Consider the following 14161-nt stretch of genomic DNA (forward strand, 5'->3'; position numbering starts at 1 on the left):
TAGATGTTCGCCACAGTTCGCGCATTGCCGTTTGAAATACGCCAATACCTCATTGTCACGGGAAACTATTGGGCATTTACGCTCACCGATGGCGCGCTGCGCATGCTGGTGGTGCTGCACTTTTATCAGTTAGGCTACTCGCCGCTGTCGATTGCCATGCTATTTGTTTTTTATGAGATTTTTGGTGTGGTGACTAACTTAGTGGGTGGCTATCTTGGTGCACGTCTTGGGCTTAATCGCACCATGAATATGGGGTTAGGGCTGCAAGTGGCGGCGCTGGCAATGTTACTGGTGCCCAGTGTTTGGCTCACCGTACCTTGGGTTATGGCAAGCCAGGCTTGCTCTGGAATCGCTAAAGATCTCAACAAGATGAGTGCTAAAAGTAGCGTAAAAATGCTGGTGGCTAAGGGCGATGAGGGCAGGTTATACCGCTATATTGCCCTGCTAACGGGCTCTAAAAATGCCCTCAAGGGCTTAGGGTTTTTCTTAGGGGGCGCGTTACTATCACTGCTTGGGTTTAGTGGTGCCATAGGGTTAATGGCAGCGCTGCTGGGCATTGTGTGGCTGCTCAGTATCGTTAACCTTAAGCAAGACTTAGGCAAGGCTAAAAATAAGCCCAAATTTAGTGAGCTGTTTTCTAAAAGCCGTTCGATCAACATCTTATCTGCCGCGCGCCTGTGTCTGTTTGCCGCCCGAGATGTGTGGTTTGTGGTGGCGCTGCCGGTATATTTAGCCAGCCAGTTTGGTTGGGGACATACGGCGGTCGGCGGCTTTCTGGCGCTGTGGGTGATAGGCTATGGCGCGGTGCAAAGCATCGCCCCCAAGCTCACAGGACAAGGCAGCTCTGGCTTGAGTGTCGCCAAGGTGCCTGATGGCGGGGCCGCACTTAAGTGGGCGAGCTTGCTGACATTGCTCCCAGCGAGTATCGCGCTGCTGATGACGCTGTTTACTGCGCCTTATGCGCAAGCGACGTTACTAATAGGTTTGTTGATTTTTGGCGCCGTTTTCGCGGTAAACTCCGCCTTACACAGCTACCTTATCGTCAGTTACGCCAGTGACGATGGCGTGTCGCTCGATGTCGGTTTTTACTATATGGCCAATGCCCTTGGCCGCTTGCTAGGCACCTTGCTGTCGGGCTGGGTGTATCAGGCATTTGGCTTGATGGTTTGCCTGTGGATCTCGACGCTATTACTGGGATTAACGGCGCTAATAAGTGTATGGTTACCAAGGCGATAACCTTGAAATGAAGGTGTGGCATTTTTTGTTTGAGTCGCGTTGGGCTTAATGGGTGGTGGGGAGAGTGTTTGAAGGGCGAACCTTCGCTGTTTGAAATTGCTTGCAGCAGGCTAATGTGTAAACACTTCTGCGGCACGCTGTGCGCCATCCATGGCCGCTCTACGGTTTCATCCCTGAAACCGAAGGCCGCAGCCGCGTTTACACTTATCTCTAACGCCTCTTCGATTTAGCCGTATTTGATGTGGGTTGCTAGTTCAAAAGCAAACTAGGTTTTGCCCCAAAGTGTGCTGGTCTTGGAATGAAGGTTTGGCATTTTTTGAGTTTACTTGAGCAGCATTATGCTAAATTTTCACTTATTTGATTGGCTCTGAAAACGCACCTTCACGGCAGTTAATTGCCTGCCGCAGGCTTTATGTGCAAGCACTCTTTTGGCTCGGTGAGTGAAGCGTAGCTTCGAGCTCACGAAAGAGAGACATGGACGTTGTTCAGCACGTCCTTGTGGGCTCTACGAAATAATCTGACCTCCAAGGACGGAGGGAATGTCAAAAAATGTAGGGAACATTTTTGGCCATGATTTCGAAGGCCAAAACCGCGCTTACACCTCTATCTATCGCCTCTTCGATTGGACTTCATTTGATACGACTAGTGAGTTAAAAGCTAACGTACTTTTGCCCCAAAGTTTGCTGGCCTTGAAGTGAAGGTATGGCATTTTTTTACTTTGTTTGGGTAGTGATTGGCGGAGTCTTTTTTGGAACGGGTGTTTGAAGGTGAACCTTCATGGCAATCTATCACCTGCGGTGAGCTTATGTGCAAACACTTCTGCGACACGCCGCAAGCACATCCTTGTGGGCTCTACGCCAGCATCCCTGCTGGCAAAGGCCGCAGCCGCGTTTACACTTGGGTTCTGACGTTTCTTCGATTAAGCTGCATTTGGTGTGAGTGGCGAGTATAAAGCTAACTCAGTTTTGCCCCAATATGTGCTAGCTTAATAGAGTACGCTGTCTTAAACTAATTGAGATTGCCATACATTCTCTAATGAGTGACCCTATAACCAACAGCACGATAATTGATAGGTCTGGTGGCATTCGATGCCGCGTTTGTTTTTATGATCTCACATGTATTCAAATCATTTCTTGGAAGTCAAAAAATTTGGAATTATTATCTTGGGCTCATCCAGTTCACCAAGTAACTCCTCGTATGAAATAAAATTTCTATCTTGTTTGGAAAGTAGCTCCTCAGCTTGAGATAACAAACTGAGCCTAGTATCAACTGACTCTTTAGCCATCTTTTGCTCGAACTTAAATCGTTTTTGAATTTCGATAACGTCCAAGACAAAATTCTCACCTTTAGTAAGGAACTTTTCTGAAATATGCTTATTATTAGATGCATCAGTTAGTTTCCAGCTTAATATAGAATCCACCATGTTTTCAATTCTGTCAGCTGATTCCTTTAACTTTTCGAATTGATTGTCCATGCTGTCGCCCTCCTCCAGTAATGCAAGGGTGAATCGCCACTACTTCACTAGACGACTTTTAGCCTCATTAAAATATTGACGTTCATACTCTAACGGTGATAGCCCATTATTGGAACTATGTTGTCGTTTCGGGTTGTAAAACATCTCAATATAATTAAATATATCCATCTTAGCATCATCCCTTGTAGCATAGATTTTTCGCTTAATCCGTTCTCGTTTCAGTAGTTGAAAAAAGCTCTCCGCCACTGCATTATCATGGCAGTTGCCTCGACGACTCATGCTACCTTCCAAACCATGAGCACTCAGAAATTCACTCCAATCATGACTCGTGTACTGGCTTCCTTGATCTGAATGCACTAAGACTCTTTCATCTGGCTTACGACGCCACACCGCCATCAGTAAGGCATCTAACGCAAGCTCTTTGGTGATCCGACTACCCATTGACCAACCAATGATGCGACGTGAAAACAAGTCCATCACCGCGCCAAGATAGAGCCAACCTTCATGTGTTTTGATGTACGTAATATCCGTTACCCAGGCTTTATTGGGCGCTAGTGGGTTAAATTGCCGCTCTAAGCGATTTGGTGTCACCACATGTTGATCACCGCCAGGAGCTCTAGGTTTACGATAACCAACTTGTGCTCGCAGTCCCGCTTGTTTCATCAGACGATGTACACGATTAATACCACACTGTTCACCAAGGTCACGTAGATCCCGATGGAGTTTACGGTACCCATAAACACCACCCGATTCTAGCCAACACTGTTTGAGTTGACCTGTGAGCCGTTCATTATCGCGTTGCCGATTCGATTTGTTGCAGCTTCTCCACGCGTAATACCCACTTGGATGAACATCAAACAGCTGACAAAGTTGCCGCACAGAATGGCTGTGGTGATGCTCTCGGATAAAGGCGTATCTTACTCGGGGTGGCTTGCGAAGTACGCCGCGGCTTTTTTTAACAAGTCACGTTCTTCAGTAACTCGTTTAAGCTCTTTCTGTAATCGTTTGATCTCAGCAGACTCTGCAGACTTCTGCTGGTGCTCCTCAGAGTCAGGGCCGTAGCGTTTAATCCAAGCATAAAGACTATGAGTGGTAGTCCCTAAACGCTGAGCAACGTCAGCAACGGAATGACCGGCAACAGTAACTTGTTTAACCGCTTCGATTTTGAATTTTTCGGGGTAACGTTTATTGTTCATGAACACCTCTTTTTCGCTAGTTTATCTAACTAAAAGGTGTCTAGGAAATCAGTGGCGATTCAGGGTATGCTGCATTATTGTACAGTCACCACCAAGCTTATTAGTCTCAGCAATAACATTTACCATATGTTCCTTGAATTCGACCATTGCAGCGTTTATCTTTTCAGCACCCGATTCAATTGCATAATACATCTCCCTACTTGAGTGGTAGTCGTCTAGAAGTTGGTCCAGCCGGTTCGCTATATCAAACCTTCTAGCAGTTCGTTCAAGTTTCTTCTGTTGCCATTTAGAAACATAAAGCGCCCATACAGCAAGTAAGCCCGTAATCAATGACCAACCGTTTTCTTGTATCCATTCCATCGAAACACCACCTATGTCCTAAGTACCTAACTAGGTTGTTCAGTAATAAAAATAAACAAAGCCATATATGGACGCTCCCGGTGAGTCAAGACAAGACTCTGCTCACCGAAGGCTTTTTGGCCTTAGTTTTTTGTACAACATTCTCACTTTTATCGTTGTTTTTGATGCGACTCATTTACCGCTAGAAGCGGTTGTACTGCCATATATACGGGCTGTGCATGCATCCTTTTGAATGTGCCGCCCCTAATGAAATCCGTACCACTGCGCCTAAAAATGTGAAACACCCATGCGGATTAGGTTTATCCTATCCTTGGCCTGTTCGGGCTTACACTGGTTGGACTGAGCCATTTCTTCATCGTTAACAACAACCTTGGTGAGTGTTTAATGTGCTACCTTGCGGCTCTTATCACCCAGTCGGGTTAACTACCCTTGGCCAGACCGAGCTTTGCAAGATAGCGACAACGGGATTAATTTTCATCATGGCTTATGCCTTGATAAGTGCCGTATTGCGGCGCATAAGGCACTTGCTTGTGCAATAAAATCCATATCAGTCTGGCAAGTCTGTGAGCAGTAGCCACTACGGTTGTACAAATGCTCTTACGGCTTCTTAATTGGGTTATCCACTGATTTAAATCATCACTTTTCTTGCTGGCATGGCTGACTACGGTTCTGGCGCCATGAATAAGTTGTTTGCGTAAGTAGCCGTCGCCGCGCTTGGTGATGCTGCCATTGACGCTCTTATTTCCTGAGGCGAATTGTGTTGGGGTTAACCCTAGCCAGACCGCTAATTCTTTAGGGCTATTAAAGGCTTGGCCTGCGCCAATGGCAGCAGCAAATGCTGAAGCGATAATCGGGCCAACACCTGGAATACTCAATAGGATTTTACCATTAGGGTCTTGCTCGACCAGCTGCTTTAATAATGAGTTAATTCGTTCAAGGCGCTTAGTGAGTGCTTGATATTCTTCCCAAAAATCATTGGCCATTAATTTTATCAGTGGTCGTTGCGCTTCGTCACAGATGATATCCCACATGGCTCGCTCAAACGCACTGTGACCTTGCGAAAAACAAATACCGAAATCGACTAACACGCCACGAATTTGATTGGTACAGGCGGTTCTTTGTTTTACTAAGCGCTCTCTGACGCGGTGCAGCATCAGTACCTCTTGCTGCGCTTCGGTTTTAATCGGCACAAAGCGAATGTTAGGCCTGAGGCTTGCCTCATAAATCGCCATGGCATCGTTCTTGTCATTCTTGCTACCGCGTACAAACGGGGTGACATGCTGCGCTGGGATGAGCTTAACGTTATGCCCCATGGCAAGGAACTTACGCCCCCAGTAATGGGAAGAAAAACACGCCTCAAAGACCACATCGCAGGCAGGTTGCTGTGACATAAACTCGCTCAGCTGTTTTCGATTTAAGCGCTTACTGAACACTTGCTTGGCGTGTTTATTCATCCCCAATAGTTGAAATACATTCTTTGCCAAATCAATCGAAATAGTGCTAACTTTCATGGTGGACGCTCCTTAAGTAACTGTATGGTTCAACATCAGTTTGGCGCATTGACGCCGTATTAGGGAGCGTCCATCTCATCATCCATGATAAAAAGAAGGCTTTAACCATCACATGACACTATCATGAAAATCAATGGACAGTCATACGTAATGTATTGGTTTAGCACCAATTTCAATGCTGTTTAGAACAATTTCATACATTAACGCAAAGTGGAAACCCATAGACAAAATGAACCATCGTCAGGTCGGAGCAAATTGGTGCTTTCACTGGTAAACTAAGATACTTTTTCTAATCCAAATACGGTTGAATAGACCCATAACCCTAACTGATTCTGTCCAAAAATAATTTAGCTTTTAACGGTTCTGTGGATACCAATTACGGCTAAATCGAAGAGATAGATAGGTCGGTGTAGGTATGGCGGTGGGGGTTGGTGGCATGGATGCCACCGTCGAGCGTATAGGGATATACTTGCAGCGCCCCACCGAAATACCTGCACGGAAGGCATGCTGCAGGCAATTGGTTGCCATAAAGGTTAACGCTACCATCAGCGATGTAAAAACCTATTCCGGCAAATGCTACAAGCCAAACAATGCTAATACCTTCATTCGAAGGTCAAGATACTTTTGTCCAAAAATAATTTAGCTTTTGATTGTCCGAGTGACACTAGTAAGGTCAAATCGAAGAGATTAAGAACTTGGTGTAGGTGCGGCTGAGGCCTTCGATTTCAGGGATGAAATCGCAAAGCGCCCAGGGATTGGGGTTACAGCGGTGCCGAAGAAGCACCTGCACGAAAGGCATGCGACAAGCAATTGGTTGCCATGAAGGTTAACGCTACCATCAATAAATAAAAACTAACTCGACTAAATGCTACAAGCCAAAAAAAGCCAACACCTTCATTCGAAGACCAACATATTTTTGTCTCAAAACCTTCTGACAAGATCAAATTGAAGATAGGGATAACTTGCTATAGCCAGTCCTAGCTCGCTATGGTGTAAGCAAAATATATTGATAAATTTAAATCTGGCTTTCACAAATAATGCAAACCTGTTTGTAGCTGATTTTATGCTGTCCACATCTGGGACAGATCTCATTGCTGATAATTTTAGGTCGAGATTTAACAGTGGATTTTGCAACCATGGGCTTAAAAAAGAGTGTTCTCAATAGTGATAAAGGACCCAATGCCAGCACAAGTACAACATAATCAAACGCTGGGTATCCTTTGTATGAACGAAGGATAAAGGTGGCCACGATCGAGAATGACCAAATTGATACTAATATAAGGTGCTGGTTTATAAAGTTAATTAAGTCGAATGTCAGATATAAAACAATGATTAGAAAGTTATCCGAGGCCGTTCAAAATTCTGTGTCAGGCTAAGTTTAAATCTCTAGCACGCTGTCTAAACGTCCTTCAAAATAAATCGCTAATTGAGATAAACAAAGGCTCCAATTGTGAATGGGCATTGTCCATTTATTCGATGCGTTCAATATGCCAGTATAAAGTAGCTTCAACAAGCTATTTTCATTAGGAAAAGCGCCTTTAGTTTTGGTTAATTTCCTAAATTGACGATGAACTGCTTCCACCGCATTGGTGGTGTAAATCACTTTTCTGATGTGCTCTGGATACTTAAAGTAGTGCGATAAATTTTGCCACTTTCGGCGCCATGATTTGATAACTAATGGGTAAGCATCCCCCCATTTAACCTCCAGCTCATCTAACGCTAACTCCGCCGCTTCCTTGCTCACAGCGCGATAAACACACTTTAAATCGGCCATGAACGCTTTCTGATTTTTCGAGGCGACATACTTCATTGAGTTGCGTATTTGATGAATAACGCACAGCTGCGTCTCTGTGTTGGGGAAGATACTGGCGATGGCTTCAGGAAACCCTGTCAGACCATCAACACAGGCGATAAGGATATCTTTTACACCGCGATTATTAAGATCGGTCAGCACAGATAACCAGTAATTAGCCCCTTCATTTTCAGATAAATGCAGGCCGAGTATTTCTTTTTTACCTTGCATATTAAGGGCTAGTAGGGTGTACACCGCCTTGCTGATATAACGCCCGTCCTCTTTGACTTTGTAATGTATCGCATCGAGCCAGACAATCGGATAATGGCTGTCTAGTGGGCGCTGTTGCCAAGCCTTAAGTTCAGGAATGAGTTTGTCTGTGATAGCGTTAATGGTCGCGTTAGAGACATTAATGCCGTACATTTCTTCGACGTGCTGATTGATGTCACGGTAGCTCATCCCCATGCTGAACATCGACAGCACTTTGCGATCGATTTCATCGGTGAGCGTGGTTTGATTCTTTTTAATCAACTGAGGCTCAAAAGAGCCATTTCTATCGCGAGGTGTGTCTAACTCAAAGCTGCCAGAGGGATGCTTAATCGTTTTAGCCATCTTACCATTCTTGCGATTAGGCTGTTCATCCTGGGCCAAATGCTGCTCAAGTTCGGCTTGCAAGGCAGCTTCGGTAAGTTGTTTAATCAATGGGCCAAGAATACTGTCTTTGCCTGTGAGGCTTTTACCGGCTTGAAGATCTTTAAGGGCTTGTTCAAAGTTAAAAGGTTGAGTCATGTGTCATTCCTGTTTTTGTACAGTTTACTGAAATGACACAGAATTATGAACACTACCAGTTATCCATATTAATACCTAATAGCTAAATCCTGTAGGCTGTAACGAATGTTATTCGTTACAGCCTTGCTCTATATGGGCTGTTGAGGTTGATTCTGCAAAATTGATTTAAAATTACCATAATCAGTATCGAACTACTTCAATTTGTTAGTTAAATTTTATTTGACCTTGCCTTGTCATCATATAAAAATGCTGGGCATTTATTTAACGCTTAACCCTGTCATTCGAATCTAATTGGCCTCCTTTTTGTTTCAAGTCGTTAACATTCCTTACTTTCATTTTACGTAGCTTTCGTTGTACTCTGAGGTGCAGTCAATCAACAGTGGCGTAGATCACCAAGAATAACGATAAAAATGACGAGGTTTTAATGGAAGGTATTACAGAATTTGTCAGTATGATCAATGGGGTTGTGTGGGGTGTGCCCATGCTGGTGATGATCTTGGGCGTGGGCTTATTTCTCTCATTTGGCTTGAAGTTAATGCCGATTTTAAAGCTTGGGACTGGCTTTAAACTGCTGTGGTCTGGACGCATTCCTGATAAAGATAAAAACATGAAAGGCGAGATCAGCCCGTTTAATGCCTTGATGACCTCGCTGTCGGCGACCATAGGTACGGGAAATATTGCCGGGGTGGCGACGGCCATTTTTATTGGCGGCCCTGGGGCGTTATTTTGGATGTGGTGCACCGCCCTAGTGGGAATGGCGACCAAGTTTTCTGAGGCGGTACTAGCGGTTAAATACCGTGAAGTCGACGATAACGGCAACCATATTGGTGGCCCTATGTACTACATCAAAAATGGTCTTGGCAGTAAGTGGGCGTGGCTGGGCACGGCGTTTGCCTTATTTGGTTCGTTTGCCGGTTTTGGTATTGGTAATACAGTGCAGGCTAACTCGGTAGCCGATGCGTTAAGCAGTAACTTTGGGGTGCCCAACTGGGTGACTGGGGCTATCTTAATGGTGTTGGTTGGCGCGGTATTGATGGGGGGTATTAAACGTATTGCCGATGTGGCGGGTAAGTTGGTGCCGTTAATGACGCTGTTTTATATTGCTGCCGGGTTGGCTGTGCTGGTGGTGTATGCCGATGAAGTGCCTGCTGCTTTTGCATTAATTATTCACAGCGCCTTTAATCCGGTGGCCGCTCAAGGTGGTTTTGCTGGCGCAGCGGTATGGGCGGCGATACGCTTTGGTGTGGCGCGCGGTGTGTTTTCGAATGAAGCGGGTTTAGGTAGTGCGCCCATTGCCCATGCGGCGGCGCAGACCAATAATCCGGTGGCGCAAGGCTTGGTAGCTATGCTGGGCACCTTTATCGATACCTTAGTGGTGTGTACTATCACGGGGTTGGCTATTGTGGTGTCAGGTGCGTGAACCTCAGGCGAAAATGGCGCGGCGTTGACCTCATTTGCTTTTTCTCATGCCTTGCCTATGGGCAATTATATTGTAGCGATCGCACTGTCGGTGTTTGCCTTTACCACGATTTTGGGGTGGAGCGTTTACAGTGAAAAGTGCGTGCAGTATTTATTAGGTGTTCGTGCGGTTAAGCCCTTTAGGCTGATTTGGGTGTTAGTGGTGCCGTTAGGCGCGGTGAGTTCACTGGACTTTATCTGGTTACTGGCCGATACGCTTAATGCCATGATGGCGATCCCTAACCTTATCGCGCTGTCGCTGCTGAGCCCTGTAGTGTTTCGTCTCACGCGGGAATACTTTATTAAGAAGCGTCAGCAAGAGTCCGAAGCGAAAGCCTAATTTTTTGCTGAGCAAAAAGCGCCGAAAGGCGCTTTTTTTGTGGGTAAAGTTTGCTGCAGAGCACCAATCTAATTGTGCTTGAGGCGTCACTTCACGCTCAATATTGATTCAGCGCCCAACCAATGTTGCGTCGTATTGTTCTCTGGTTAAGACAATCTTGGTGCCGACCAATAAAGCCAAGCAAGGATCCATTAAGTGGTCAACAGATTCGCTCACTATTAGGTTTTTGTCGTTTATGAAGCATAGTACGGCTAGCAGAACGTCATCATGCTATATCGCTGCATTGTTAACACTTTGCCTCGATCTCTGTCAGCTTACTGTGCTGCACTAGGTATTTATAGGAAACATTTAATGGCTGTAGTCAATAAATGACGGCTGAATGTAAATTAAATGTGTATTACTTCTCTATGTTTAGCTAAGGACAACTTAGTATACAAAAAGATTAAAAATAGTTAACGTCATCTTATCTCTTTGATTTTAATTGCTTAATTTATATTAAAACATAATAAAATTACATCTATTGGCTATTTAAGTGGGTTTAACTTCTCTTTGTCTGCGCGGCAGTTACATCTGTTTATCATTTATTAATTAAACCTCATCAACTTTGTTACCAAGATCACAATCGCTATCTAAATGTTCACATTTTAGAGCCTGAACTTTATCGCAATGTGAGTTAGCTCACATTAAGTGCTAAAAAGAAAAAATAGAGTAAAGACTCTAGGTTAGAGTAATTACTCTATCGATAATTGTTCAGGTCAACGTCAATTTTGTCGCCAACCTGAATCATTTAAACTCAGGAGGCGTTATGGACATACCTGTCTGGCAATATATTGTTTCGATGAGCGGATATATTGTGTTCTTGCTTGTGTTGGTGGAAGGCATGCGCCGTACACCTCGTTTAACGGCTGCGTTTTGGCTGTTGTCACTACTTACGGCGCCGTTATGGGCCGACAACTTAGATGGTTGGTTCCGTTGGGTGAAGACGGTGAGTGTGTTGATCCCAACAGCGATTGTGGTGGGGGGGGCACGCATCGCATATCTCTACTACGACAATCCAAACCGCGTGTTGCAATTCTTTAGGGGCGATTGGGTACTTAAGGTGTTGTACGCCGTGTTGTTTCTCAACATTGCTGAAGCGACAGCAAAAGATTTTGCAACCGCAAACTATTTCAATGCGATATGTGGCGTGATTCTGTGTATCACGATTCCATTCCCTCGTTATAAGAATGGCCAGCGCATGTATTGGGTGATTGGTCGTGATAAGCCTAATGATCTGCTGTTCTATTCAACCGCGGCGTGGAACTTCCTATATACCACTTGGAACCTTGCTTTCGTCTTTGGCGAAAACCCAGGCTTCTTCGCAAGTTCATTCTGTATCTTAATCGCGGCAGAGCTCTATCCGCTTATTAAAGGGCGACCAGAACTCTATATTACCGCGCGAGTTTACACCTTAGCGTTTCATATCTTGGTCCGAGCCAACTCAGATATCTTCACACCGCTGATGGATTCATCTAGCTGGGGTAATGACACTGTGTTGTGGTACTGGGGCGCGATTAACCTTGTACTGCATATCCCATTTGCCATCTGGTACTTCCATAAGAAACGCACTAGCCCAACAGGCGAGCCACCCACAGGTGACAACGAGCCGCCAATGCTGAATGACTACTACAAAGATACACCCGAAAAACAGCAAAAATTAACCACGGCTTAATAACAAAGGGGGCACCGCTAAGGTGGTGCCCATCACTTAAGCGTCACGATTGAGAGAGTAATGAATATGAAACTCAGGGTGAGAAACATAATCAGCACAATGTTTGCCATGTTACTGATGCTATGCAGCGCAGCGACCTATGCAGACGCCCCGGTAGATTCATCGCAGAATCTAGCAAAAATCCAAGGCCAAATTTGGCAAGGCACACGAGATGGCAAGCCTGGTGAAGGTAGTCTTTTTTATCGTCTCGAATTTGGTACCGATGACACCGTTGAAGTGACCAAGCAGTCTGGTGGTTTTAACCATAGTGAAATTCAACATTGGTCGTTAGCGGGTAATGAATTGACGATTACCAGCCAAGCAGACTCGCTAATCAAAGACTTTGACGGCGCGAAAATGAGTTTTGTCGAAGACGAGACTATTCGGTTTAGCCTAGATGGTGATGGTTTTAATATTCACAAGTGGTATCAAAATCGGGCTTTCGGTCATGTACTGCTTGTTTTAATTGGCTTGATGATCCTCAACGAGATCTGCCGCCGCTTTAAATACAGCAACTACCTACTGTGGTTTATCTTGCCTATCGTGTTGATCCCGCTGTGGTCGAGCTATGGTGTGACCTATTGGTTTAAGTGGGTCAAGCTCTACTCTGTGGTCGGTGCCGCAGCGCTATTTACCCTAATCCGCTTTACCAAAGTTGGGGATATGAAGTGGGCCAAATTTGGCGCAGCCGCCTTCTTAGCTATCAATATCACTGAAGCGGTCATGCAAGATTTCAGCATGGGCAACCTCGCCAACGTACTGAATGCCATTGGTGGTGTGCTCTCTATTATTACCTTGGCCGGTTGGGCGCAAATTTGTGCCGACAAATCTAAGCAACAAGATATGATTTGGCCAGCCATGACCACCTTCTGGATCATCGCCTATGACGTGTGGAATATCGTTTTTGTTTACCTCAACTTCCCTGGTTCCGCTACCGCCCAAATGATGGTGCTTATCGCGGCAACATTACCTGCATTGTTTATCAAGAAAGGTACCTGGTTACAGGCTCGCGCATTCACGTTAGCGGGTTCATTCATGTACTACTTCAGCTGTCCATTTATGTACGAAAGCAACGTGGTGCCCATGCCACGTAACGATGAACTCATGCTTGCCGCTGGCGCAGCAAGTTTTGTGATTAACAGTGCTTATGCCTATGTGTTTTTCACGGGTAAATGGAAGCGTCGTCAAGCACTCAGCACGGCAAGTTAACCGCCGTAAATCGACAAGTGATTTTAATTAGTTTTAAAACAAATAGATAAAATTATGATGATGGAGTCAATTATGAAAAAGCATCTTTTAAGTGTAGCGGTTTTGGCGTCAATGACTTGTGGCTTTAGTGCGATGGCGGCAGATGATGCCGAGATCGATATGTCTAATCCAACCGATGTGTATACCTCGCTTGGTGCCTCTTATGGTAGCGAAGGGATGAACATTAAGGGGCAGTTGATGTTGTCGGAAAAGACCGCCACTTCAGGGCAAAAAACCGGGATCATTTTTGAAGCGAAAAACCTGTTTGATGAAGGCGATAAAACCGCGCAGTTTACCGGTATGGTTGCTCACCCAGACTACGGCATGGTGCCCACCTTTAACGACGAGACCAGTAAGCGATCTTTCCGTTTACGCTATGGCACCATTAACACCACTAATGGCACAGGTTGGTCGATTGATGCGATTTTGGCTGACCATCCTTTCTACGGCAACATGGCGGTAATTCAAGCGGGTCCAGTGATGACCATTCCTGTCACCGACAACTTCTATATCTGGCCTATTCTGTATGCTGGTGCGGTAGTGGTTGAAGACAATATGTCGCAAATTTTGCCACCGAATATGGCGGGCAGCACGGCGATATCGAGCAGCGGTATTGATGTGCCATCGCTCATTATGACGGGTATGGTCTACGCGCGTTATGCCTTTAATGACAACTGGTGGACGCTAGTGAGCGCATCTTATACCGACGAATTACAAGGTAAGGGCTGGAGTGATGATGTTATGGATGGTGGCCTACAGATGGCCAGCTTCTCTGGCGAAATATCTGTGGCTTATCAAATGAATAAACGTCAAAACTTTCGTGTTAACTATAAAACAGATAACAGCGACAGCACTGACGACAGTTATTGGATTGAATACAACCACGCTTTTTAGGTTGTGATCCTTGCACTAGCGTTTGCTCCCCAAGTTCGGCGCTAGTGCTTTTATTTGACCGGTTGGCTGCCGTTGCTCCTAAGGTACAGTGGCGGGCCAAATTGGTTAACATA

General features: G+C 45.3%; 10 protein-coding genes and 1 pseudogene. 6 read left to right on the forward strand and 5 right to left on the reverse strand.

Going from position 1 to position 14161, the window contains the following annotated elements; translation table 11 throughout:
- Positions 1-3 precede the first annotated feature (3 nt).
- Positions 4-1236, forward strand: a complete 1233-nt coding sequence (gene arsJ / locus AC0VXX_RS01965) for an organoarsenical effux MFS transporter ArsJ (protein ID WP_475515692.1) — start codon at positions 4-6, stop codon at positions 1234-1236.
- 539 nt (positions 1237-1775) lie between these two features.
- Positions 1776-1934 carry a hypothetical protein gene (locus tag AC0VXX_RS01970; RefSeq protein WP_475515693.1) on the forward strand — a complete coding sequence of 53 codons (159 nt, stop codon included), beginning with the start codon at positions 1776-1778 and terminating at the stop codon, positions 1932-1934.
- A 428-nt stretch (positions 1935-2362) separates the two neighbouring features.
- Here AC0VXX_RS01970 and AC0VXX_RS01975 read toward each other — a convergent pair whose 3' ends face one another.
- The 5 genes from AC0VXX_RS01975 to AC0VXX_RS01995 all read right to left on the reverse strand — a co-directional run bounded on the left by AC0VXX_RS01975 (position 2363) and on the right by AC0VXX_RS01995 (position 8358).
- Positions 2363-2710, reverse strand: a complete 348-nt coding sequence (locus AC0VXX_RS01975) for a hypothetical protein (RefSeq protein ID WP_475515694.1) — start codon at positions 2708-2710, stop codon at positions 2363-2365.
- 39 nt (positions 2711-2749) lie between these two features.
- Positions 2750-3906, reverse strand: a protein-coding gene (locus tag AC0VXX_RS01980; RefSeq protein ID WP_475515219.1) for an IS3 family transposase whose coding sequence is annotated in 2 segments (ribosomal slippage) — positions 2750-3669 and positions 3669-3906 — 1158 coding nt in all. Because the reading frame shifts where the segments join, the coding sequence is not laid out codon by codon here.
- Between the two features lie 48 nt (positions 3907-3954).
- A complete protein-coding gene (locus AC0VXX_RS01985; protein WP_475515695.1) occupies positions 3955-4266 on the reverse strand; it encodes a hypothetical protein in 312 nt (103 codons plus the stop codon).
- Between the two features lie 467 nt (positions 4267-4733).
- Entirely contained in the window at positions 4734-5777 is a 1044-nt protein-coding gene (locus AC0VXX_RS01990) for an IS110 family RNA-guided transposase (protein ID WP_475514836.1), read from the reverse strand.
- A gap of 1378 nt (positions 5778-7155) precedes the next feature.
- Positions 7156-8358, reverse strand: coding sequence for an IS256 family transposase (locus tag AC0VXX_RS01995; RefSeq protein ID WP_475514612.1), 1203 nt, complete (start codon positions 8356-8358; stop codon positions 7156-7158).
- Positions 8359-8782: 424 nt separating this feature from the next.
- Here AC0VXX_RS01995 and AC0VXX_RS02000 point away from each other — a divergent pair.
- The 4 genes and pseudogenes from AC0VXX_RS02000 to AC0VXX_RS02015 all read left to right on the forward strand — a co-directional run bounded on the left by AC0VXX_RS02000 (position 8783) and on the right by AC0VXX_RS02015 (position 14048).
- Positions 8783-10156, forward strand: a pseudogene (locus tag AC0VXX_RS02000) (alanine/glycine:cation symporter family protein).
- Between the two features lie 805 nt (positions 10157-10961).
- Positions 10962-11867, forward strand: a complete 906-nt coding sequence (locus AC0VXX_RS02005) for a hypothetical protein (protein WP_475515696.1) — start codon at positions 10962-10964, stop codon at positions 11865-11867.
- 60 nt (positions 11868-11927) lie between these two features.
- Positions 11928-13115 (forward strand): DUF5692 family protein, encoded by a 1188-nt coding sequence (locus tag AC0VXX_RS02010; RefSeq protein ID WP_475515697.1) that lies wholly within the window; start codon positions 11928-11930, stop codon positions 13113-13115.
- Between the two features lie 72 nt (positions 13116-13187).
- Positions 13188-14048: a hypothetical protein gene (locus AC0VXX_RS02015; protein ID WP_475515698.1), complete on the forward strand. Its 861-nt coding sequence runs from the start codon at positions 13188-13190 to the stop codon at positions 14046-14048.
- Positions 14049-14161: the final 113 nt, after the last annotated feature.

This window comes from Shewanella sp. QJM3NY_23, assembly GCF_056173105.1.